The sequence below is a fragment of the Candidatus Hydrogenedentota bacterium genome (assembly GCA_016791475.1).
In the GTDB taxonomy this organism is placed as follows: domain Bacteria; phylum Hydrogenedentota; class Hydrogenedentia; order Hydrogenedentales; family JAEUWI01; genus JAEUWI01.
Map to the genome: position 1 here is coordinate 40,392 of JAEUWI010000002.1, position 23,389 is coordinate 63,780.

The window sequence follows — 23,389 nt, forward strand, 5'->3', positions numbered from 1 at the left end:
ATAGGACGGATGGATTAGATCGGTCCTATCCGTCCTATCGGTCTTTTACGGGTTGGGGTGGCGTAGCTTGAGAAATTGGCCCATCACTTCAACAAACCCAGCAGCGCCGCATCGCCACCTTCCGGGGCAACGGCCACGGCGCCGAACATTCCCTCGGGGAGAACTGCGCCCGCTTTGGCGATGTAGAGCCCGTGGGGCGCGATCAGCGCGGCGGCCGTGTGCACGTCGCCGATACTGCGAATGCACGGCATGTAATACTGAGCCACCCAGGCGTCATCGCTGTTGGGGTCGAAGCCGCTCAGGTCGGCATACGTCGTCTTGAGCCCACCATCCACGGCGCTGCCGAAGAGGGCCCAAACGCCCGCTTCGTCGAGACCGGCCACCGAAATGGTATCGGAAAGATCGCGGCGAGCCCGGAGGAAGGCTGCGGCCGTGATCACGTCCTGAATGCGGTAGGCCGTATCCGTCGGCTGGAAGGTGTCCATGAACGTGCCGATGCGGACGCGCTCGGTCCGGGCCGTGACGCCGAGCTGTTCGCCGGTAAGGAAGGGGTCGATGCAGAGCACGGCCTTGCCCCCCGCGATAAGCCCGGCCACCAGCGCGCCGGGTTGGCCGGTCGTGGGATCGACGAAGGACGCCTTGCCCGCGCCGCTCACGAGGAGGACGGCATCCTGGGGCTTTGTGCCGGTGCCACGGAAGAACAGCGCGGGGATGGCATCGCCCGCGCCTTTGCGGCCGAGGATCCAGTTTTCCTGCACATAGCCCTCGCGCTCTTCCATGCGGGTGCGCTCGCAGGCGAGGTCATTGGCCTGGGGCACGCTCGCGCCCAGCACCTGGGCCAGGGCGTCGCGGTGGGCGGCGGCAAATCCCGCGGGGTCGCTTTCGGCCTGCTTCAATTCCTTGTCCCATTTCGCGCCGATGGACTTGATAAGGCTATTGATAATTTCCTGATTCGCTTTGGTCGCTTTGGTCTCATCGGGGAAGAGGCGGAGGGCTTCTTTCGGCTCCACCGTGAAGGCGGGCTCGGTGTAGTTTTCATAGCCGGGCTCGTTCAGGAGCCAGCGGCCCATAAAGCGATACATGGCCTCCCGGCTGTCCTTGTTGTAATTGTGATCGGCGGTGACGTGGACATTCTGGATGCGGTCTTCGGCGTCATACAGCGCGTAAATACTCTTGATGGCCGGATACTCCACCCGGGGCGTTTCCCGGGTCCAGTCTCCCGTGGCGGAAACCATCAGGAGGGGGCGGGGGGCCATGAGCGCGCCAATTTCCATGTTGGAATTGGACAGGCGCAGGATGGGCGCGTTCTCACAGTTGCAGCCACCTTGCATGCGCGAGGAGATCATGTTCACCGGGGCGGAAGCCTGAATGCGCGAATCGATGGCGGTCAGAGCGAAAGTCTGGGTGCCGCCGCCGGAGGCGCCGGTGCAGCCGATGCGATCCGGCATCACCTCGGGCAGGGTCTGGAGAAAGTCCACGGCGCGGACCGAACCCCAGAGCTGCAGGCCGAAGGCATGGATGCCCCAGAGTTTCTCTTTTTCCGTGCCCCAGTTGTGGGGGAATTGCTGGCTGTCGTTGTAGCCGATCATGTCGTAGGTGAAGGCCACGATGCCCATGCGCGCCTGGGTGATGGCGCGACCGGGCACGGAGCCCAGTTCGACGTTTTCAAGGCGACCCGTTTCCCAGTGACCATGGGGGTTGACCATGCCGGGGAAGGGGCCCGCGCCGATGGGCTTGTAGAGGTTGCCCGTGACGTAGTAACCGGGATAGGCCTCAAATTTCACCTTTTCGACGGTGTAGTCCTCGTGAGTGACCTTGCCGGTGATCTCCGCATTCAGCGGAGTCTTCTCGGGGAGGGGGTAGAGGCCGGACGACAGGGCCACCTGCTTGCGGAGGGTTGCCGCATAGGCTTCCCACTCCGCCACCGTGTGAAACTCGGGCATGGTGAAGATGGTGTCGGTGTGGCGCGCATGCTGTCCGCGCTCGTCGATTACGGCCTCGGGCAGGCTGAGCGCCCGGGTGTTGTTGGAGACTTTATTGGCGTCAAAGTCCGGCGCGGTGGAAAGGGCGACGCCGGCCACATGCTCGCCGAGGACAACTGCGGCCTTGCCATCCGGGCACGCCGCCTCCCCCGCCTTGGCCCAGTGGTAGGTTGACTTGTAGCGGGAGTTGGCGTTGTTGTCGCTCGCGGGAAGAGTCAAGGTCTGGCCATTGACGGTGATCTGGGCTTCCGCCTTCGCGGGTACCCAGGCCCAGACCTGGTAAGTGCCCGGCGCGACGCTCAGGGGGGCATCGGTGATGTCCACGGCATAGAACCAGTGGGTGGAAAAGGGCGCGGCGGCCAGGCAGATCACGGTGGCGATAATGGCGTTCATGGGGGCACGTTCTCCGGTTAGGGTAGATGAAGCGCCCATGATAAGGGATTTTCGAGGATGCTGCAAGGTGGGAGTGTCGTGGGCGTGGGCCATCGGACGACTCGGTCCCGATTGCAGCCGACTTACCACATCTTGCCCGATACGTTAAAGGGTTGTTGTGCCCAACGCACCTATCGAGCGCCCTATCAACCGACTAAGCCCTTCGGCCGTCATGTGTATTGCTTCAATCGGTATTGCACGCCCTCGACGCTCTTGAAGTGGGCATCTTGCGTCCAGAGTAAGGCACCGTGACGCCGGGCCGTGGCAAGAATGATGCTGTCGGCCATGGAGAGTCTCAGTTCGTAACTGAAAAGAGCGGCATCTAGCGCGAGTGCCTCGTCGAGGGGGATGATGGTTCCCTGGCGCATGGCGGCGACTTTTTCAACGGCCTGTTCCCGGCCAGCGTGTGCCAGGACGTTCTTAAAGACCTCAAAGAGGCAGAGGGTCGGCACCAGCAGCGTTTCGGCGTCTGCTTCCAGCGCGGTCGCGAAGAAATCCGCATTCGTGCCGCCTGCGAAATATTCGAGCCATCCGCACGAATCCACCAGATTCATATGCGGTCACCATCCTCGCGTAAGACATTTGTATCCAGTCCAGGCAGACTGCCGCGCATGGCCCTCATATCTTTCACCGGGGCCAGTTCGATAATGTCGCCGATGCGGAAGACTTCGAGTTTCTGACCGGGCTGAATGCCGGCACGTTCCCGAATTTCCTTCGGGAGCACGATCTGGAACTCGGGGGATACGGTCACGGTGCTCATACGAATTCTCCGTTGATTGGGACTTTCGTAAATGGTAGCAGATTCCGCGGGGAATTTGTTGTTGATGTTTCATTCTGGAAAGCCGTCATCTTCGAGTAGAATAGCGATTCACCTATGACTCAGAACGATTGTGACAATAAGCAGGAGAATCCCATGAAAGCCGTCGGTTACTTGCAGTCCCTTCCCGTCGATGCCCCCGAGGCTCTGTTTGATTTTGAATTGCCCGTGCCGGTCGCGTCGGGACGGGATCTGCTGGTTCGCGTCGAGGCTATTTCCGTGAATCCCGTCGATGCCAAGGTGCGGAAGCGTGCGCAGCCGGAGGGGGATGAACCGAAGATTCTTGGCTGGGACGCGGCGGGGGTCGTGGAGGCGGTGGGCGATGGCGTGACGCTCTTCAAACCGGGCGATGAAGTCTGGTACGCGGGCGAATTGATGCGGCAAGGCTGCAATTCCGAATTTCATCTGGTGGACGAACGCCTCGTGGGCCGGAAGCCGAAATCGCTGAGCTTCGTTGAAGCGGCGGCGTTGCCCCTTACTACGGTCACCGCGTGGGAAATGCTCTTCGACCGCCTGGAGATTTCAGAGTATGACCTGGGTGCGATATTGATCGTTGGCGCGGGCGGGGGCGTGGGGTCTATTCTAATCCAGCTTGCGAAGAAACTCACGTGGTTCACGGTCGTCGCAACGGCCTCGCGGCCAGAGACGGTGAAGTGGGTTAAGTCGCTGGGGGCGGATCATGTGATCGATCACAGCAAACCGATGGTCGAGCAACTGGAGCGCATCGGTGAACCCGTCAAGTATATCGCGAGCCTGACGAACACGGGGGACTATCTGGACCAGTACGCGACGTTGATCGCGCCGCAGGGGAAGATTGTGGTGATTGATGATCCAGCGGCCATAGATATCATGCCCTTCAAGCGGAAGAGCGTTTCGTGGCATTGGGAATTGATGTTTACACGGTCGCTGTTTCGGACCGAGGACATGATCAAGCAGCATGAGATGCTCAATCGTGTGTCCGAGTTGGTCGATAGCGGCGATATCAAGACGACCGTCGCTGAGGACTTTGGCACGATCAACGCCGCGAATCTACTGAAGGCGCATGCGCTGCTGGAGAGTGGCAAGTCGCGGGGGAAGATCGTGCTGAGTGGGTTTTAGCCCGAGGGACTGACGCACGCAGGCTCACTGGAATTGAGCGGAAAAGACCAAGTGCCAGCGGTGATCGTTGTTGGCAGCAGGCACGTCGATGCGTGTGGCTGTTCCTCCTGCGGCGGATCTGCGACCCGTCGTCGGGGAAGCGTGCGGGATACTGCAACGTGTGCCACAGTCCGTGTCAATGCCCTACATCCAAGACGACGAAAAATGAAAAGAGCTGAACCACGAATGGACACGAATTTACACGAATAAGAATTGGACATCGCTCCGCAATCAGGTTTGAGAGCTAACCACAAAGAACGCAAAGAGCACAAAGTGTTTTGTTGCCGTGTGCCGTTCTCTTATTCGTGTGAATTCGTGTCCATTCGTGGTTCAGTTAATATTGTCGATGCTACCAGTCGAAAGCGTTTGAAGTTAAGACGCATTCTTCGTGAGCGTTTCTTCAGGGGGATAGTTTCCGATTGAAGCGACGACCTGACTTTATATTTTAGGCGCGTGCCAATCGGCAATAGTCCCCTCACTTCTCGCTCAGGAAATCCACCATACGCTTGATGCCGCCGAGGGTCATGTCTTCCATGTGGAAGATGTTCCGGATCTGGTTCAGCGTGTAGTATCCGTAGGTGTCTTTCCAGAGCTCTTTGGAGATGGGGTTGAGCCAGCAGGTGTGTGGGAAGCGCTCGGCGAATCGGTTGAGCCAGTAGAGGCTGGGGCGCTGGTCGCCGCCGCCGTAGTTGGTGATGGCGCCGCCGTGAGATACGAGCTCTTCGGGGGCCATGGAGGCGTCGCCGAAGATGACCACGCGGGTATCGTTGCGCCGCTGGAGGAGCAACTCAGTCGGGTGGGCGCGGAGGCGCCGGAAGTCGGTCCAGACGCTCTCGTAGATCGTGTTGTGGAAGTAGTAGACCTGCAGGTCTTCAAAGCGCTCGTGGAGCTTGGTGAAGAGGAGGCGCGTGATCTCGACGAAGGGCGTCATGGAATAGCCGCCGTTGTCGATGAGCAGCACCACGCTGATCTTGTCGCGCAGGTCGCGCTCGAAGCAGAGATCGATATCGCCGCCGTTGCGGGCCGTGTTGCGGATGGTGTCGTCCAGGTTCAGGCGATCCCGAGGGCCTTCGTTTTTCATGTGCTTCATGGATTCGAGGGCCTGGCGCAGGTTTTCCGCGCGGAGCTGCTGGGTGTCGGCGTATTCCACGTAGCGGCGATCGCCGATGGCCTTCAGGGCACTGCGGTTGCGCGACTCGCCCTCCACGCGGATGCCCCGCTCGGAGTTGCCGCTGTGGCCGAAGGGGGAATTGCCCCGCTGGCCGATCCATTTGCTGCCGCCCGCGTGGGCTTCCATCTGCTCCCGCACCGTCTCCCAGAATTTCGCCATGAGCTCTTCGGGATCGTAATGCCAGACGGCCTTCTTCGGAATTTTGCCCTCGGCAATCTGCTGCTGGAGCCATTCCTTGAATTGCTTCGTGTTGAAGAGGGCAAAATCGCCCTCGGCCACGGGCGGAATGTCGATGCCGTAGAAATAGAAGCAGAAGGCGCGCTCGAAGGCGTCCATGTACTCCACCTTGCGCACGAAAACGAGTCGCGCAAAGACAAAGAGGTCGTCGAGATCCTTGACCAGCCCCTTCTCCAGTCCCTCGTTCAACTCCAGCAGATCCTTCGGGCTCACGGGCACGCCATACTCGCGGAGGCGGTAGACGAAGTCCATGAAGAGGACGTTGCTGTAGTCCGGCGAGACCGTGAGCATCAGTAGCTCGAGCCCCGGGACTTGCCCGCGCCGCCGCCGCGATAGCGCAGGATGTCGCCCGCGCGTTTCAGCAGGGCGCCGGTGAGGGGCGGCATTTCCCGCGTGGGCACCTGGCCCGTGGCCTCCAGCGCGCCGATCCAGTCGAGGAGCTCGCTCGTCGCCGGGGGCTTTTCAAAGCCGCGCTCGCGGAGTTCGTAAAAGATGTTGATGGCGGCCTCCAGCAGCTTCGGGCTCGTCTGGGGGTAGTGGAGGTTCACGATCTGCTTCATGTCGTCCCTCGAAGGGAAGGCGATGTGGTGACAGTAGCAGCGGCGCAGGAATGGATCGGAAAGCTCGCGCTTGGCGTTGGACGTGATGAAGATCGCCGGGCGTACCTTGGCTTTGATGGTGTCGTTCACCTCGCGGATGGTGAACTGGCAGTCTTCGAGAATATCCAGAAGGTTGTCCTGTACGTCCGATTCCGTCTTGTCCACTTCGTCCAGCAGCAGCACCACCTTCTTGTCCGTGCGGAAGGCGCGGCCGATGGGGCCCCAGATGACGTAGTCGTAGAAGCTTTCCACATTGCGGCCCGAGTTGCCGCCGCCAAAGCGGGCGTCGTTCAGGCGGAGGACCGTGTCCTGCGTGTAGCAGGCCTCCTCCCCTTTGATGGTGGATTTGCAGCGGAGGATTTCCACGTCCATCCCCAGCGAGCGGGCCACTTCCATGGCGAGCTGGGTCTTGCCCGTGCCCGCCTCGCCCGTGAGCAGGAGGGGTTTTTCCATCGTCAGGGCAATATTGACGATGGCCTTAAGCTCGGGGTCGAGGTAATACTGGTCGGTGCCTTCAAAGTGCTGGATGGTCATGGCGGGGATGAGATGCTCCGGGAATCTTGGGGTATGGGCCTGTCTGGGTATAGTTTAAGGCACACGGCGGGGGACTTCAACAGGACCATGGCACTCGTCTGCGAATTGTGCAAATATCCGCCTTGTAGACATGTCACAAAGAATTCGGTAGTCTAACTCGGTGCGCGGGGCAATATCGTGCGGTTTCGGAGGCCGAATCGATATGAATGGGAGAAAACTGCTAATCTGCGTGTGGTGTGCCGCCGTCGTTGCGGTGTGTCTCTCGTTTTTTCTACTGGGGTATGGCCGGACTTGGCGACTATGGGGCGTTCCCGTAATGTCTCCCCATTTTGGTGATGCGCGAGTCATACTCAGTGGTGCGGAGTCATTGTCACGTGGCTACGACCCGCTCGTAAGCAATCCGATGGATCCGTGGTTGCGTCCAATGAATTATCCGCGAATCTGGCTAATTCCAGGTTGGTGTGGACTTGACCAGGATTACACTACCATCGTGGGCCTTGTCCTGATTTCGTCCTTCTTCTTTGGCGTTTTTCTACTGTCCGAGGGCATTGACCGAAGCGCAGCCTGGATTTTAGCCATATGCCTTTTTTCGCCGGCCGTGATGTTTGGGATTGAACGCGCCAACAACGATCTGGCCGTTTTCTGCCTGGTTTCTCTGGCGGCTTACCTCTATGGGAGATTTCCGATTCCAGCACTGATTTGTCTGGGGCTGGGCGGCGTCTTGAAACTCTTTCCCTTTATGGGATTCGCCTTGCTCTTCCGGGAGGACCGTGGCCGCCGCTTCTTCCGCCTTGCAATACCTTGCGCGGCGTTTTCGACAGCGTATTTCATTTGGACGCGGGACGATATTCGTTTGATTGGGGCGGCTACTCCGCAAAGCACACGGTTATCCTACGGCGCCAAAGTCGTCTGGATGGCGGTGCGCGAACATTACAACGCGCCGCTGGCCTCCCATGCGGTCGCCGCGTTCTCGTATGGGGTGGTCGCCCTCGCAATGGTCATTGCAGTTAAGTTACTCGGGCGTGACCACCGTTCGCGCGACGTCGCCAATAAAGGTCATCTGAGCGCGTTTCGCGCAGGCTCCGCGATCTATCTTGGCTCATTTTTCCTTACTTCAAATTGGGATTACCGATTGATGTTCTTGCTCATGACCATTCCAACGCTCAGTGGATGGGCGCGAAATCGGGACCGGCTCGCGGGGCGGATTGCCGTGATTGCTCTTCCGGCAATCCTTTTTGCCTGCTGGTCGCTCGGATTTCGTGCCTACCTGTTCAAGTTGGGCGCGCCCATGTCGGTCTGGTTCGTAGCCGATCAGTTCTCAAAATGGGTCGTTTTCGTATCGCTGCTAAGCGCTTTCGCTTGTACCTTACCGGACTGGGTGTGTCGGCCACCGCTATGGCGAGCTGGGTCTTGCCCGTGCCCGCCTCGCCCATGAGCAGGTTTTTTTGATGGTCAGGGCAATATTGACGATGGCCTTGAGCTCGGGGTCGAGGTAATACTGGTCGGTGCCTTCAAAATGCGGTATAGCCATGACGGGGACGGGATGCTCCGGGAATTGGGGGTATGGGCCTGTCTGGGTATAGTTCAAGGCACCCGGAATTGGACTTTGATCGTTTTGATTTCGTGACTTTTGGCCTCGATGGCCCGTAAGTAAGTGTCATCCGGGACTGCCTCCCGCCGGAGGGTTCGCCTGGCCGCGTGAATTGAAATCTTGGCATGACACTCCGAGATTTCACTAATAAACGATATGCTCTTGCCATTTTAGTTGGTAATCCATAGACAAAAGTGAGAAATATATTCATCGCATTAAAATTACATCGTCATGCCTTGCAATTTCTATGCATTTCCCCAGTTTTTGGCGAAGGATTGACCGGGGTGGGACGGTCTGGGGAGCGCGCTATCCACCTGAACGGGTACTTTCCGACGCGAATCTGAACCAGGATGATCATTGAAATCTCGGAGTTACACTCCGAGATTTCAATGATCAATTCAGGGATCTTTATAATCTCATTTTTCTCATATTAAATCTTGTTCATTCATGTAACTTATTCAAAAACAATATATTATAAAGTGAATATGCTTTTATCGATTTTCATTTATCATTGAAATCTCGGAGTGTAAGTCTGGATTTTCAATGATCCTGTGTTATAATCAGGCATGATCACGAGAACACACGATAGCGGGCTGCTTCAGGAGCTCATGGACCAATTCCCAGTCACGGCCATCCTGGGGCCGCGTCAGTCGGGGAAAACCACACTCGCACGGGAGTTCGGCGCGGAGCATATATTCGACCTGGAGAACCCGCGGGACGCTTCACTTTTGGAGAAGCCTCAACTGACTCTGGAGGCGCTGTCGGGCCTTATCGTCATTGATGAGGTACAGCGCGTTCCAGAGCTGTTTCCTCTGCTGCGCTATCTGGTGGACACCCGACCGGACCAGCGCTACCTGATACTGGGCAGCGCTTCGCGCGATCTGCTCCAGCAGTCTTCGGAGTCCCTCGCCGGTCGGCTCGCCTATCACGAGCTGGGCGGGTTTCGCCTGGAGGATGTGGGGGTGGCCCAGTGGCGCACCTTGTGGTGGCGGGGCGGACTGCCGCGCTCATTTGCCGCGACCAGCGATACTGCGAGCCACCGCTGGCGCGAGCACTACATCACGACGTTCCTGGAACGCGATATTCCGCAGCTTGGCATCGACATACCCGCCACGACCTTGCGCCGTTTCTGGACAATGCTCTGCCACTACCATGGACAACAGCTCAACTACGCCGAGTTCTCCCGCTCCTTCGGCGTGACGGACAAGACGGTCCGGAAATATCTCGATATACTGGAGGGTACCTTCATGGTGCGTCTGCTCCAGCCGTGGCATGTAAATATCGGCAAGCGGCTCGTGAAGCGGCCCAAAGTATACCTTCGCGACACGGGCCTGCTGCATGCCCTGCTGTCCATCCGCGATCAGCGTGACCTGGCGTCCCACAATAAGTTGGGCGCTTCCTGGGAGGGTTTCGCGCTGGAGGTGGCGGCGCGGGCCATTGGCAAGCGCAACGAGGAGCTGGCTTTCTGGGCGACCCATTCCGGGGCCGAGGTGGACTTGTTCTGGCAGGAGCACGGGAAGAACTGGGCCATCGAGGTGAAGTATGCCGACGCCCCCCGGATGACAAAATCGATGACCAGCGCGATGCAGGATTTGGAGCTGGAGCATTTGTGGGTGGTGTATCCGGGGGACAAGACCTATCGCCTGGCGAAGAATATTACGGTATTGCCGATCACGAAGATTGGGGCCGGGTGGGTGTATCCGTGACCCCAAAGCATTCTCTTTGCAATCCCCTTTTTACTCCGCCTCCGGCACCGGGGCGGGCATGAGTTCCCTTCGCGCTCGATAGCCCTTCATCTGGCCGACGGCCAGGACCGCCAACCCCACCCAGACGAAGATGAAGCCGATGAGTTTGTGAGTGTTCATAGGTTCGCCGAAGGCGAAGAGTCCGATGGAGAACTGGAGGCTGGGTGTGATGTATTGGAGGAAGCCCATGGTGTTGAGGGGCAGGCGCTGGGCCCCTTCGGCGAAGAGGATCAGGGGGATACAGGTAACCAGACCCGCCAGGAGGAGGAGCACCTGCACGTGCGGGGGGCCGTTGAAGAGGCCAAGGCTGCCCTGCGCCCCGAGCACGGCGAGATAGATCGCGGCGACGGGCGCGGCGATGAGGGTCTCGATGAAGAGGCTGGAGATGGAGTCCAGCGGTATGTGCTTCTTCATCATGCCATAGAGACCGAAGGAGGCGGGGAGCACGAGGGTGATCCAGGAGACGGAACCGAGCATGGCAATCTGGTAGATGACACCGGCGGCGGCCAGGGTGATGCAGATTTTCTGGTAGGGATTGAGCCGCTCCTTGAACACGAGGAGGCCGAGGAGGATGAGGACGATGGGGTTGATGAAATAGCCCAGGCTCGCCTCGATGGTGCGGTGGGTGGCCACGGCGTGTATGTAGACGATCCAGTTGGTGGTAATAAGACCGGAGGTAATGGCGAGCAAGCCGACCAGTTTCGGTGAGCGGAGGGCCTGGAGGGCGGTGGCATGACGGCCTTTCCACCACAGCAGCCCGACCAGGGCGATGACGGACCAGACGATGCGGTGGGAGAGGACCTCCCAACTGCCGACGGAGGTCAGGTAGTAAAAGTAAAGGGGGAAGATGCCCCAGAGGATGTAGGCGGAGGCGCCCATGAGCATTGCGGGGCATTTTAGTGGGATGGACATCGAAAGGGGCTTACCTGGGCTGTTTCGGAGACTCACACGGGGCGCGGCCGGAGGGGTGCGCCTCTTACAAGGTACCCCTCCATGCATATTGGGCCCGGTTGGCCCTGCCTCCGCCGCCACGGGGTAGTATAACCGGAAGGACCCAGGCTGGAGAGGAAAGGTTGCATCGACCGGTGCCATAAAGTACCCTTTTGGTCCGGTGGGCGGCGCCTGACCCGGTCCGATCCACAGAATTTCCATGAATTTACCGGAGAGAGCCGGTATTACCGCCCAGGAGATCCCAATTTCATGACACCCATGGTTTTTCTGACCCTGCTGGCGGGTCTCACGATCCTTACGGTGGGCGCGGAGTTCCTGGTTCGAGGGGCGTCGCGACTGGCGGCGCTGGCAGGCGTGTCTTCGCTGGTGATCGGGCTTACGGTGGTTGCCTACGGCACCAGTGCACCGGAGTTTGCCGTCAGCATGAAAAGCGCGATTGCAGGTCAGAGCGATATCGCCCTCGGCAACGTCGTCGGGAGCAACATTTTCAACGTGCTTTTCATCCTGGGCCTCTGCGCGATGCTCCTTCCCCTTCGTGTGGACAGCCAGTTGGTGAGGATGGACGTGCCCATCATGATTGGTGTATCCATTCTAGGCTTCGTGCTGTGTCTGGATGGCAGCATCGGACGGGTGGACGGCCTGATCCTCGCGTCGGGGGCCATCGGCTACACGGCTTTCACCGTGATCAAGAGCCGACGGGAAACCAAGGCGATCAAGGCGGAATTCGATCAGGAGTACGCCGTCACCGAAGCGCCAAGCGCGAAGACCGTTGCCTGGAATTTTCTTTTGCTGCTGATCGGGCTGGTACTGCTGGTGAGCGGCGCGCGGATGTTCGTCAATTCGGCGATTACCATCGCGGAGGCCATGGGGGTGAGCCAGTTGGTCATCGGACTCACCATTGTGGCGGCGGGCACTTCGTTGCCGGAAGTGGCCACTTCGGTCGTTGCCACCATCCGCGGCGAGCGGGATATCGCCATCGGCAACGTGGTGGGCAGTAATATTTTCAATATTCTCTCGGTACTTGGATTCACCGCCATCGTGTCGCCGATCAATGTCCAGGCCACCGCGATCCAGGTGGACCTGCCGGTCATGATCGGTGTGGCCGTCATTTGTCTGCCCATCTTTTTTACCGGGTTGCTCATTCTCCGCTGGGAGGGCGCGGTATTCTTTGGACTCTATATTCTCTATACAATTTACCTCATCCTCCACTCCAGCAGTTCGCCGTCCCTTCCGGCGTACACGAAGGTGGTGGGGCTCGGCGTGCTGCCGGCCGTGGCCTTGTTGCTCGTGGGCACGGCGATCTACGAGTTCAAGAACAAGCCCGCGAAGGCGGTGTAATCCAATATGGAAGTGACAAGCAAAAAGGCGCGGGAAAACTCTCCCGCGCCTTGGCGCTTTCAAGATCGAATAGCTACAACTTCAATACGTATTTTCCCAGCATCGTGTAGAGGTTAATGAGGGCCTTGTTCATCATTTCCTCTCCCGCGCCCACGGGTACCCAGCTCACGGTGGCGTCCGCGCCGTAGCCGCCGATCGACGCCCCTTCTATGGTGGGGAAATACATGTGGTGGCCGTTGCAATAGCCCACGAAGATCGTCTTCAGACCCCAGGCGCGCTCTTTCAGGCGATTGGAATGATCGCAGAAGAATTCGCCCGAGCCGCCCACGAGCGCAAGTTCCTGATTGATGAGAATGGTGGTGAGGTGGGGCGTGATACGGTCGCCCTTCATTGAATCGACGGCGGAGGCGGCGAGTTCGGGGAAGAAGGCCGTGGAGAGCAGGCCGAGGGTCATGGGGTTGTCCAGGGGAATACGGGTCTTGAAGTCGAAGTCTTCATCCATGCCCTGGATTCGGGGGTTTTCAGGCACCTTGGTTTCGATAGCCTTGGCGATCTCAATCACCTCCGCGCCTATGGCCTTGCCGAAGGATTCGATGTCCTTCGTCGTGTCCGTCGGCTTGCAGGACATATCGCCCGCCGCGCCCTGAAGGAAGCCCGCGTTCGTGCCCAGGCCCTCTTCCACGGTGTACATCATCTGGCCCGGCCACTCGGCGGAGAAGCGGAGGTCTTCGCCCGGCAGCATGGTGGGGTGGGCCGCAAAGTTAATCATCAGCGCGATGGGCTTGCCCGAGAGGTCGTCGAAGCGTAGCACGCTTAACTCCGGGTCGGTGGGCTTCGGCTCGAACTTCTTGTGGCGGTTCCGGTTGCGATCCACCATGGCCGAGCCCCAGCCGATCCGCGCGTCCTGGGTGTGGGTGGCCGCCTCGTTGATCACCGCGATGAGTTTTTCTTCCAGCGTCTTCACATAGGCCACGGCGTCGTCGAACTTGCCCTTGCCCATGCCTTCCCTATCCTGCATCTCCAGTACCGGCCCGTGGTGGGTGTGGGAGCCGGACAGCATGACGAAGGTCACGCCCGAGGTGGCCTTCACGGCGGCGCGGATGCGGTCCATCATGGCGGCGTCGGGCGAACGGCCCAGATCCAGCCCCACGAGGGCCACTTTCTGGTCGCCAGCTTCCACCACTACGGCCTTGGCAAAGAGCGGATCGCGCACACCCTGGGAGAGGGCATCGTGCCGCGCGCCATAGCCCCACATGGGCATCGGGGCCGTCGGGGTGATGTCGGCCTTTGCGAAGCCCGCCTTGAAGGTCTCGGCGGTGACGGGCAGGGACAGCAGGGACAACAGCGACAGCAGGAAAATGAAGAATTTCTTGGCAGGCATGGCGGAGTCCTTTGGGTTACATTGAACGATTAGACGCTGCAATCGGACAGTAGGATTCAGTAAGGGCCTATCGCCTCCCGTTTTTCAAGATGTGGGGAAGCCACCATCCAATGCCGCAAAAAATCGCACCAACTGCTCTTCCTGCCAATACTTTGCCTTCCAGGGCAATGCGCCATACACAAAGCCCGCGTGGCCGCCGTGGGTGGTCCAGAGGGGATAGAGATAGTTCGAGGCGTCGGCGATTTCATGGGGTATGGTGTCGGCGGGATTGAAGGCGTCGTCGGCGGAGGTGGTGAGGAGGGTGGGCACGCGGATGTCGGCGAGAAACTGGTGGCAGCCCACGCGCTCCCAGTAGTCCACGGCGTCGCGGTAACCGTGGAGGCGGGCGGTGACTTCGGTGTCGTAGACGTGGAAACTCTTGCAGTTGCGTACTTTTTCCACGTCGATGCAGCCGGGGAACTGGCGCTCTTTCTCCAGGGCCTTGGGGATAAGGGTGCCGAGGAAACGGCGGTTGTAAATGCCGAAAAAAGCTTTCTCAAAAAGACTGACGGAAATCTCGGGTTGAAACGGAGGCGACAGCGCCGCCGCACCGGCCACGTAGTCGGGCACATTGTCACCGAGTTCGCCGAGCCATTTACAGAGAACGTTGGCGCCGAGGGACATGCCCGCGATGTAGAGTTTGTCCACGCCGCGATCTTCGCGAAGCTGGCGTACGGCGAAATCGAGGTCGGAGGTTTCGCCCATGTGGTAGACGCGCTTCGCCTTGTTGATACCGCCGTCGCAGGAGCGGAATATCATCGTGACGACATTCCAGCCGAGGACGTGAAAGGCCTGGTTGAATCCCGGCAGATAGAAGGAATTGATGTGGCCCTCCAGGCCGTGCATCAGCAGCACCCAGGGCTTCTCCGCCTCGCCGGGATAAAAATACATGGAGAGTTCATCGCCGTCGGGCGTGTCCCAGACTTCCTTGTGGTAGTCCATCGCCGGTGGTCGGCGGAACACGGGCCCCCAGATTGTCTGGGCGTGACAATTGCGCAACCACCACGCGGGGCGGAAAGGGAACTGGTTCAGATGCGCGAGTATCGCCTGCTTGCGCTCGGCGAGGAACTCGTTTTCGGTGGTATCGATGGTACTGCTCCTCGGGACTGCCACGTGCCCGCTGCCGGGGGCTGGTGCATGCGCTGGCGAACTGAAGCGCATTGTACCACCTGCGGGGTCCCTGCTAAACTCGTGGAAGGCATTTTTTAAAGGAGAACCATGATGAGTTTCAAGACCGCCGACCTTTGTGACCACTTTTCCAACGTTGTTCAGATTGCCGAGGAGCAGATGGGCGATTTTGGCGGACTGGGCGCTTTTTGCGGGGTGATCGAGACCGTAAAGGCTTTTGAAGACAACAGCAAGGTCCGTGAATGCGTGGAATCGCCCGGCAAGGGCAAGGTGCTGGTGGTGGACGGCGGCGGCTCGATGCGTTGCGCCATGCTGGGCGATCAGCTCGCGGCGAAGGCCGTGAAGAATGGTTGGGCCGGGATCGTGATCAACGGATGCATCCGCGATTCGGCGGACATAGCGGAAATGGAGATCGGTGTGAAGGCCCTGGGCACGCATCCTTTGAAGACGGAGAAGCTGGGCGCGGGCAGCCACAACGTGCCGGTCCGCTTTGTGGGCGTGGATTTTGTTCCCGGCCACTTTCTGTATGCCGATGAAGACGGGCTGCTGGTTTCGGAGAAAGCGCTGGAACTGCCGGAATAAAGTTGGAACCGCGAATGAACGCGAATCATTTGTGTGGTGTAGTAAACGCAGTTTTGCGGTCCAGTGTAACAAAAGTTTTCCCACAGATTTTCACAGATCTGCACAGATGGGACCAGATCGAATGGCAACGTGCACGAGTTTTCGGTTGGCCTCAGAACGGTACTGCATCGTTTTTAATTCGCGTATATTCGCGTCCATTCGCGGTTCAGCTCTTTTAGCATCTCATGCGTGTCCGTGTCGTACTATTCGTGGTGCGGGCTGATGCTGGCCTGGACGCCCAAGTTTCCGAAATCGGCCCTGCCCCTGGCGTACTGGCGCTTGCTGCGCGCGCGTCACCAGTATTTTGATCGCGTGGGGCTGCGCTTTGGGCCATGGGGCGTGCCGCGCTTGACCCACCTGGCCGGGAGCCAGCAGCGCATCGCCATGATGCGCGACAAATTCAAAGGGCAGCGCTGCTTCATCATTGCGAATGGCCCGAGCTTGAAGCAGATCGATATGACGAGGCTGCGGAAAGAAGTGACCCTCGGTTGCAACGGCATTTACAGCGCCTTTTCAGCGTGGGGCTTCCACACGACATACCTGCTTTTTGAAGATATCGAACAACTGGAATTGCGGCGTCATGACGTGGGGCGGGTGCAGGGACCCATCAAAATGGCCGCGCTATACAACGCCTACGCCTTCAAAGCCGATGCGCGCACAATTTTCTTCAATGCGCCAAGGATGCGGGGTCAGCTCTACTATTGGCGGGATTTATATCCCCAGTTCTCGACGGACTTCGCATCGATCGTGCATCTGGGCAGCACGGTGACCTACATCATGCTCCAGCTCGCCTATCACCTCGGCTGCGACCCGGTGTATATCGTTGGACTCGATCATGATTACGGCGAACTGCCGAAGTTGTTCCCACCGGGCAAGATCACGATAACTGAAGAGAACATCGAACTCATTCGGGGACTTCACTTCAGCAATCAGTACTACCAGGTGGGCGATCAGATCGGCGTGCCCGATGTCGCGATGCAGGAAGCGGCCTACGCGAAGGCGCGCGCGGCCTTCGAAGCCGATGGGCGCAGGGTGATCAATGCGAGCGCCCACACGGCCCTGGAGGTGTTTGAACGGTGTGAGTTTGCGGGACTTTTTCGGGCCAATGAGAAGTAGCGCCAATTCACGTATACTTTTATCGGCGTCGCGATTCGATTCAGCAAGGAAGACGCTCCCAGCCGTACCCAACACTTTTGCAGTATCTGAATGACGCCGCAAGCTCTTCGATTTGGGCCGCCCTCAACCGAAAGGCAACCGTCTACGCACTTCGCGAAGCAGCTCCCGTATCGATGAGTCCAAGATCTTCGCAATCAGCGAGCGGTTTGTCGCCCTCACCCTTGGGGTCAATACCGCGGACTTCTTCCCCGGCTTAACTTCGAAGATCAGGTCAATGCCATTCGCTTTGTAGAATGCGTTCAACGTGGGAATCAGCAGTCCGTTGGTGTACGCGAAAGAATCGTGCCCGGGATTCTCGAAGACATTGTTGCCGCCGTGGACGCGATAGGCGCCCCAGCACTCGTTGGTGGAAGCGATGGGGCCGTGGCACAGCGTGGTGCGGGTGAGAAAGCCATCGGCGCAGACGCGAAAGGCGTGGGGAATGGGCATTACCCGCTCCAGCGCCTCGCGCGAGAAAGCGAGGCCCGTCGTGGGCACGAAATAGGGGAAGTGGCGCGTCCGCTTTGTGTATCGGAGAAGATCGCCGGTGTACACGAGGTCACGAAACTTTTCTTCCGTCACCTCGCCCTCCACCATTTTGAAGAGGTTGTGCTGATAGATGGCGCACCCCGGATTGGCTTCGATCAGGCGCGCCAGATTGGCCAGTTTGTCCGGGAACCAGCAATCGTCGCTGTCGATGAAGCAGATGATATCTCCGCGTGATCGTTGGAAGCCATCGTTGAAACCTGCGGCCTGTCCCTCATTTGTCTCCTTGAAGTGCAGTCTGACGCGATCGGGGTTGGCCCTGGCGATTCTCTCCATGATCTCGCGGGAATGATCCGTGGAGGCATCGTCCACCACAATGAATTCAAAATCCTCGAAGTTCTGCTGCGCCACGGAGCGCAGCGCCTCGTCGAGAAATTCCGCGCCATTGTAGTTGGAAAGGATTACGGAAAACACGGGGTTCCTGTGTGTGCTTGTGTCGTTGTCGGCACGCGGTCTGATTGCGCGGGCCATCCATTGCGCGGGATTCCAGCGACGCCGGACCGGCCTGCGCAAGTCTACGGCCCGGGGGACTTCCCATTCCACTCCGCCGTCCGCGGGCTCCGCGAGGAACGCGCAGGCCCGAAAGTTTTCGATCAGGGCGGGGGCGGTGGCGGCGGGCCGAAGCACGATGAGGCACTGAATGCGCGAAGGGGCCGGGCCCTGGGGGAGGTCGATTTCGTGGCGCAGTGTGGCCCACGCTCCGTGTCCGGGGTGCTCGGCGCTGTGGGTCTTTCGTTTGCCGTTCGTGGTGATGTGTACATTGAGCGCCAGGGCGTGGCGGTCGCCGCACCGGGCGTCGAGACTGATTGAGAGCCGTGCGCCCGCGAGGTCCCGCGACACGGCCAGGCGCTGCTCGAGTCCCGCGGACCGTGCGCCATCATCGGGATGGAGCTTGATCGATGTTCCGCGCCGTCGCGATTCCGTCGCGCTCTCCAGGCGGGTGCCCTCGAAGAGGCTCCAGTGCGCGGGCTGATGGTCATTCCCCATGGCGAAGTGGCCATTTCTCGCAAGTTCGAGCGGGGCTTCCGGACGCCATCCGGCCCACGCGGTCTGGTCGAGATAGTGGAAGAACTGATCGCGAGCGGGATGGGTGTTGTCTCCGTGCCAGGGCTTGGAGCGGGCGGAGTAATGGATGACTTTGGGGTGTTCCGTGATGGCCTGGTACTCCGCCTCGCCGAAGGGGCTTTCCCGCCATGAGGGATAGCGGAAGATGTGGGGAATCTGGTTCCAGGGTAGATCGAGTTCGCCCCAGTTCGCGTGGAGAATGGCATTGAGGCCATCCTGGTCCCACCAGCGCACATGTTCGCTGTGATCGTTGAGGTACGCGATGATCCTGCGGGTGGCCTCGGTGGCGCGCCATTGGGTCAGGTTCAGCAGGAGGAGTCCGGCGTTGAAATATCTGGTGTCCGGAGGAATGGCCAGTTCGCGGTAGTTGGTGAGCGCTTCGGTCGCGGAGAGATAAGGGCGACAGGCCTCGAAATTGGCCAGCGCCGTCTCGCTGCACATCCAGGGCGCGGTCATGTCCTGCACGGCGAGCAAATGATGGGCGCCCGGGTCCCGATCCCAGATCTCACCCAGATCGCCCAGGACGATCATGTCGCAATCGAGGTAGATGGCCTTCCGGTGGCGGGCAGGCAGAAGATCGGGGATGAGCAGCCGGCTGTAGGTGAGGAGGTTCACGTGCCCCGTGATCTTCATGTGCCTGAGTGCCGCAAACTCGGGTTCGAGCCAATGGACGCGGAGTCGGGGGCTGTCCCACGAAGAGAGCAGTCTGGATCGGAGCGCATCGCCGAGTCCGCCGTCGATCACATGAAGGAGCACCAGGCGATCCGGGGCCAGATTGCACAGGACCGATTTCACCATGGCCGCCAGGGGCATGGCAAAGCTGTCGTCGGCCGCGGCGACGAGCACGATGGTATCGGGTCCGTCGAAGGCGCTCGGGACCGTGCCCCCGTGTGCGGGGGCGTCCTTCAGGAGGCGCGAGGCCACGCGCGATGCGAAGGAGGGGGGGGAGGTCGCGGACTCGGGCAGGTCGAGTCCCTCGATGACCGGGCGCACTTCAGCGGCGCGGGACTCCGGCCAGGTGCGCGGGGGGGCCGCCATGGCGACGTCCAGCAGGCGAACGAAATTTTTCGCATAGAGGTCCATCGCAAAGGGCCGGGTGGCGGCACGGGCCGCCCGGCCCAGGAGTTCCAGACGCGCCCTGTTTTCCGCGAGCTCGCAGAGGATTTCCGCCATGGCGCACATGTCGCCGACCGGCACGGTGAAGCCATTGACACCGTGATCGATAATGCCGGCGAGGCCGCTGTCCGTTCGCGTTACCACGGGGACGACGCCGTGGGCCATGGATTCGAGCATGCTGTTGCTCGTGCCTTCGAAGTCGGAAGTCTGAATGAATACATCGTGCCGATGCCAGAGGGCGTCCATGGCGTCGGGCGGCACCTTGCCGGTGAAGCGCACGCGTCCGCCATGATCCAGGCCGGCCATGGCGCTCTTCAGTTCGCCGAGCTGACGACCCTGGCCCACAATGTCGAATGAGAAGTCGCATTTCCTCAGCAGCAACTGCTCTACGAGGGGGACAAAGTCGAGGACGCGCTTCTGTTGTTGAACAATGCGCCCACCGTAGACGAGGCGCAAGGGCGCGTTGGAATAGTTGCGATCAAGGGCAACCGGTACGTGGATGCCGGTGGGCATGGTGGCGATGTCGTGGCGGCGGTGTGGGAGGCGCAGGGCGAGCCGCGCGGCACACTCGGGGCTGACGGCGGCGAATTGTGTGATGAGGGGCTCGTACCATTCGAGGGGATTGTAGTATTCAGTCTCGGAATCCGCGCGACAGAAGCCGATACAGCGGAGGTCGACGCCCTCGTCGATCAGTCCCGCGCAAACGTCAAAGACCGGCCAGATGAAGTTGGGGAGCACGACGGCTGGGGCCAATTCGCGGAGGAGGGACCGCATATCGGCCTGACTGGGTGCGGTGTGATCGAAGCGGCCCAGCTTGTTGCCGGTCTCGCGCGCGTTAACCAGGACGATGCGGTGGCGCGGGTGCGTCTTCATGGCGTCGCGCAGGCGAAACGACCAGGCCGTAACCCCGGAGATACCATCCAGCCCCACAATGATCACGGGGATGGGGCGTTCGGATTTCGGACTGGACATACGCTGTCAGGCGCTCCGGGGCGGTTGGGCTGGCACGCGTTAGTATAGCAGGCAGTTGATGGTTGACAGGAGCTGGACAGCGGCGAAATCGAAATTCCACCGGGCCAGTGGCCTGCGACGGGCATTGAGTCGGATGGCGAAGGGGGCAACCAGGTCGTGCTTAAGTACCTGCGCAGACGGCTCGACGGAAACGGAGCGGATCGAGGGCGAGAATACCATCCTCGACGGCGACACCGTGGCGGGGAAGTTACTTGCGGCGGGGGGAAATAAGCAGGCGCAGGAGGGGGTTTGGGAAGCGCCGTTCGAGGGTTATTGCGTAGAAGGTGTCGGTAATGTCGGGGATGCTGGCCACTTCTTTCATCAGTCCGGTTTTGAGTTCGTCTTCCACAACGATGCGCGGGACAATCGCCAATCCGGTATTTTCGCGCACCAGAAGGCGCAGCATGGCCATGTCGTCCACTTCGGCCGCGATACGGGGCCGAATACCCAATCGATCCATCATCGCGTCAAAGCCGGTACGAATGCCGCTCTCCACGGTGGGCACGAGAAGCGGCTGTTCCGCGAGGAGGCGTGCCAGCGGCGCTTTGGGCAGTTTGCGCGCCCGGTGTCGTATGAGGCTGACCGGTTGTTCGTCGAGCAGGTGCGCCACCCAGGTGGTTGCGGCATCACGAGAGGGTGCGTGATTGGAGAGCACCACGTCGAGCAGGTGTGCCCGCAAATCCAGCATCAAGGCGCCAAAGGTACCGGAGCGAAGCACGATTTCAACGTCGTCGCGATGCGTCAGGGGCTTCAGAAACTGAATCTGAAAGTTTCGGGAGAGGGTAGCCAGGGCGCCAACCCGAAGCACACGACGTTTTGACTCTCCCCGCTCCGTCAACGTGCTCATCAACTCGTTGCCGATGGCGAAAATCTCGTCCGCATGATCCAGGGCAATCTGACCCGCTTCGGTCAGAATCAACTGCTTCCCACGGCGCTCGAAGAGGGGGTGACCGATTTCGGCCTCGAGTTTCTGAATCTGAATCGAGAGCGCCGACTGGGAAACATACAGGTGTTCCGCAGCGCGCGTCAGGTTTCCTTCGTGCGCCACGGCCCAGAAATACCGCAGGTGGTTGTAGTTTAGTCGTGCCATATCGTCATTCTATAAAATAGAACGACATGATTCAAACTATATATTTTATAAATGACCCGGCACCCAGGTAGACTTTGCCAACCTAAACGCGAGGGATTGGCATTGATGAATACAATCGTTTTCTTGAGCTTAAGCGGACCGCTCCTGCTGGCGGCGGTTGCCGTCCTGTCCCGATTCGAACAGGGCGCCCGGCCCCGCTACGTCCTGGGAGCCAGCAGGTTCGCCACGCTGGCCTCTTTTCTTCTCGCGATCGGGAGCGCGGTGTACGTTGCCGTCGCCGGCGCACGGTCGACGGAGGTATTCGGCGTTGATCCGATCGCATTCTCGATACGCCTCGACGCGCTCAGCGTGACGCTGTATCTTCTCGTGGCTTTTGTGGGCGCCGTGGCCGTTCAGTTCAGCCGAAACTACCTGGATGGGGAAAAACGGCAGTGTGAGTTCCTGGGCCACATGTGCCTCACGCTTTGCGCGGTCAGTCTGCTGGTCCTGTCCGGAAGTCTCTTCCAGATGGTGCTGGCGTGGATAGGCACCAGTGTGGCGTTGCACCGTCTGCTCCTGTTCCATTCCGATCGGCCCAGGGCCGTGGCCGCGGCACGGAAGAAGTTCATCTGCGCGCGGGTGGCCGACGGCTTCCTGATTGTGGCGGCTGTTCTACTTTATCTGGCCTTCGGCACGGGTGATATTTCGCAGATATTGCATACCTCCAGACCGATGTCGGGTGCTGGCGCGATGCCGTTGTCGGCTCAGGGCGCTGCCCTCCTGATTGTACTGGCCGCCGCGTTCAAATCAGCCCAGTTTCCCTTTCACGGCTGGCTGACTGAAGTTATGGAGACGCCGACGCCCGTTTCGGCCCTGCTCCACGCCGGCATCGTCAATGCCGGGGGATTTCTCGTGGTTCGACTCTCGGATGTGGTTGTATCGAGCCCGATCGCCCTGCACCTTCTTGTGCTGATCGGCGGGCTGACGGCGCTGGTGGGCACCGTGGTCATGCTGACCCAGACCAATATCAAGTCCTCGCTGGCGTGGTCCACGGTGTCGCAGATGGGTTTCATGTTGCTCCAGTGCGGTTTTGGCGCTTTTTCCGCAGCGACCCTGCATATCGTGGCTCACTCGCTCTATAAGGCCCACGCCTTTCTGGCGTCGGGCAGTGCCGTGGACACCGGGCGCATACAGGGTGCCTCTCCCCAGTTGGTTCGTCCCTCGTTGGCGATTCTCGTGGGCGTTGCCCTTGGCGCGCTTGGGCTCTTCATCGGCATCGGAATGATTGGGGGGGTGTCGCTGACTGAAAAGCCCGCGGTGGTTGCGCTGGGCGCCATTCTCTTGATGGGGCTTTCTCAGTTCCTGGTTCGCGGAGTGTCTTCCGGACATGGGGGGGGGATGCTGGTGCGCGTTTTTCTGATGACCTCCGGCCTGGCCGTGCTCTATTTCGGGCTCCAGCAGGGGGCGGCCTGGATCGCGGGCGATCTGTTCCCGCCTGCGGTGGTCCCCGACGCCCTCGGCATCGCGGCGATGGTGCTTTTGGTTGTGCTGTTTGGCGTCATCAGCCTGGCCCAGCTTTATGGTTGGGCGTGGGCGATGCGCTGGCCGGGGATCTACGTGTATGTGTCCAACGGGTTCTATGCGAACGCCATGTTTGATCGGACCATTGGATGTTTGGAAACGACCGCGCGGCAACAGCACTAACGGACGTTTACGTTGTACGA

The 23,389-nt window shown here is 59.9% G+C and carries 17 protein-coding genes; 7 read left to right on the top strand and 10 right to left on the bottom strand.

The window, feature by feature from the left end:
* Positions 1-83: 83 nt before the first annotated feature.
* The 3 genes from JNK74_01290 to JNK74_01300 all read right to left on the bottom strand — a co-directional run bounded on the left by JNK74_01290 (position 84) and on the right by JNK74_01300 (position 3,174).
* Positions 84-2,375 carry an acetylxylan esterase gene (locus JNK74_01290; protein ID MBL7644799.1) on the bottom strand — a complete coding sequence of 764 codons (2,292 nt, stop codon included), beginning with the start codon at positions 2,373-2,375 and terminating at the stop codon, positions 84-86.
* Between the two features lie 209 nt (positions 2,376-2,584).
* Positions 2,585-2,968 (bottom strand): type II toxin-antitoxin system VapC family toxin, encoded by a 384-nt coding sequence (locus JNK74_01295; protein MBL7644800.1) that lies wholly within the window; start codon positions 2,966-2,968, stop codon positions 2,585-2,587.
* Positions 2,965-3,174 (bottom strand): AbrB/MazE/SpoVT family DNA-binding domain-containing protein, encoded by a 210-nt coding sequence (locus JNK74_01300; GenBank protein ID MBL7644801.1) that lies wholly within the window; start codon positions 3,172-3,174, stop codon positions 2,965-2,967. Before JNK74_01300 ends, JNK74_01295 begins: the two co-directional genes overlap by 4 nt.
* A gap of 153 nt (positions 3,175-3,327) precedes the next feature.
* On the opposite strand from JNK74_01300, the gene JNK74_01305 reads away from it, so the two are divergent.
* Positions 3,328-4,329: a zinc-binding alcohol dehydrogenase family protein gene (locus JNK74_01305; GenBank protein MBL7644802.1), complete on the top strand. Its 1,002-nt coding sequence runs from the start codon at positions 3,328-3,330 to the stop codon at positions 4,327-4,329.
* 514 nt (positions 4,330-4,843) lie between these two features.
* Here the strand turns inward: JNK74_01305 and JNK74_01310 are convergent.
* Together JNK74_01310 and JNK74_01315 are read right to left on the bottom strand one after the other, a co-directional pair.
* Positions 4,844-6,067 carry a hypothetical protein gene (locus tag JNK74_01310; GenBank protein MBL7644803.1) on the bottom strand — a complete coding sequence of 408 codons (1,224 nt, stop codon included), beginning with the start codon at positions 6,065-6,067 and terminating at the stop codon, positions 4,844-4,846.
* The gene (locus JNK74_01315) at positions 6,067-6,909 is read right to left on the bottom strand and encodes a MoxR family ATPase (GenBank protein ID MBL7644804.1); all 843 of its coding nucleotides are present in this window, start codon (positions 6,907-6,909) and stop codon (positions 6,067-6,069) included. The genes JNK74_01310 and JNK74_01315 overlap by 1 nt, the downstream gene beginning before the upstream one ends.
* 490 nt (positions 6,910-7,399) lie before the next feature.
* Here JNK74_01315 and JNK74_01320 point away from each other — a divergent pair, with 490 nt between their 5' ends.
* On the top strand, positions 7,400-8,344 hold the full coding sequence (locus JNK74_01320) for a hypothetical protein (protein ID MBL7644805.1): 945 nt from the start codon (positions 7,400-7,402) through the stop codon (positions 8,342-8,344).
* A gap of 722 nt (positions 8,345-9,066) precedes the next feature.
* The gene (locus JNK74_01325; protein ID MBL7644806.1) at positions 9,067-10,206 is read left to right on the top strand and encodes an ATP-binding protein; all 1,140 of its coding nucleotides are present in this window, start codon (positions 9,067-9,069) and stop codon (positions 10,204-10,206) included.
* Between the two features lie 30 nt (positions 10,207-10,236).
* Here the strand turns inward: JNK74_01325 and rarD are convergent, their stop codons facing one another.
* The gene (gene rarD, locus JNK74_01330) at positions 10,237-11,157 is read right to left on the bottom strand and encodes an EamA family transporter RarD (protein ID MBL7644807.1); all 921 of its coding nucleotides are present in this window, start codon (positions 11,155-11,157) and stop codon (positions 10,237-10,239) included.
* 288 nt (positions 11,158-11,445) lie between these two features.
* On the opposite strand from rarD, the gene JNK74_01335 reads away from it, so the two are divergent.
* Positions 11,446-12,534 carry a calcium/sodium antiporter gene (locus JNK74_01335; GenBank protein ID MBL7644808.1) on the top strand — a complete coding sequence of 363 codons (1,089 nt, stop codon included), beginning with the start codon at positions 11,446-11,448 and terminating at the stop codon, positions 12,532-12,534.
* Positions 12,535-12,607: 73 nt separating this feature from the next.
* Here the strand turns inward: JNK74_01335 and JNK74_01340 are convergent, their stop codons facing one another.
* Positions 12,608-13,915 carry a neutral/alkaline non-lysosomal ceramidase N-terminal domain-containing protein gene (locus JNK74_01340; GenBank protein MBL7644809.1) on the bottom strand — a complete coding sequence of 436 codons (1,308 nt, stop codon included), beginning with the start codon at positions 13,913-13,915 and terminating at the stop codon, positions 12,608-12,610.
* Between the two features lie 84 nt (positions 13,916-13,999).
* On the bottom strand, positions 14,000-15,067 hold the full coding sequence (locus JNK74_01345) for an alpha/beta fold hydrolase (GenBank protein MBL7644810.1): 1,068 nt from the start codon (positions 15,065-15,067) through the stop codon (positions 14,000-14,002).
* A 108-nt stretch (positions 15,068-15,175) separates the two neighbouring features.
* On the opposite strand from JNK74_01345, the gene rraA reads away from it, so the two are divergent.
* Positions 15,176-15,664, top strand: coding sequence for a ribonuclease E activity regulator RraA (gene rraA / locus JNK74_01350; GenBank protein MBL7644811.1), 489 nt, complete (start codon positions 15,176-15,178; stop codon positions 15,662-15,664).
* A gap of 234 nt (positions 15,665-15,898) precedes the next feature.
* Positions 15,899-16,819 carry a DUF115 domain-containing protein gene (locus JNK74_01355; protein MBL7644812.1) on the top strand — a complete coding sequence of 307 codons (921 nt, stop codon included), beginning with the start codon at positions 15,899-15,901 and terminating at the stop codon, positions 16,817-16,819.
* 123 nt (positions 16,820-16,942) lie between these two features.
* Here the strand turns inward: JNK74_01355 and JNK74_01360 are convergent, their stop codons facing one another.
* Complete coding sequence (locus JNK74_01360) at positions 16,943-20,557, bottom strand: glycosyltransferase (protein ID MBL7644813.1); 3,615 nt, start codon at positions 20,555-20,557, stop codon at positions 16,943-16,945.
* 247 nt (positions 20,558-20,804) lie between these two features.
* The gene (locus JNK74_01365; GenBank protein ID MBL7644814.1) at positions 20,805-21,686 is read right to left on the bottom strand and encodes a LysR family transcriptional regulator; all 882 of its coding nucleotides are present in this window, start codon (positions 21,684-21,686) and stop codon (positions 20,805-20,807) included.
* A gap of 105 nt (positions 21,687-21,791) precedes the next feature.
* Here JNK74_01365 and JNK74_01370 point away from each other — a divergent pair, with 105 nt between their 5' ends.
* Complete coding sequence (locus JNK74_01370) at positions 21,792-23,369, top strand: oxidoreductase (protein ID MBL7644815.1); 1,578 nt, start codon at positions 21,792-21,794, stop codon at positions 23,367-23,369.
* The last annotated feature ends 20 nt before the right edge of the window (positions 23,370-23,389 follow it).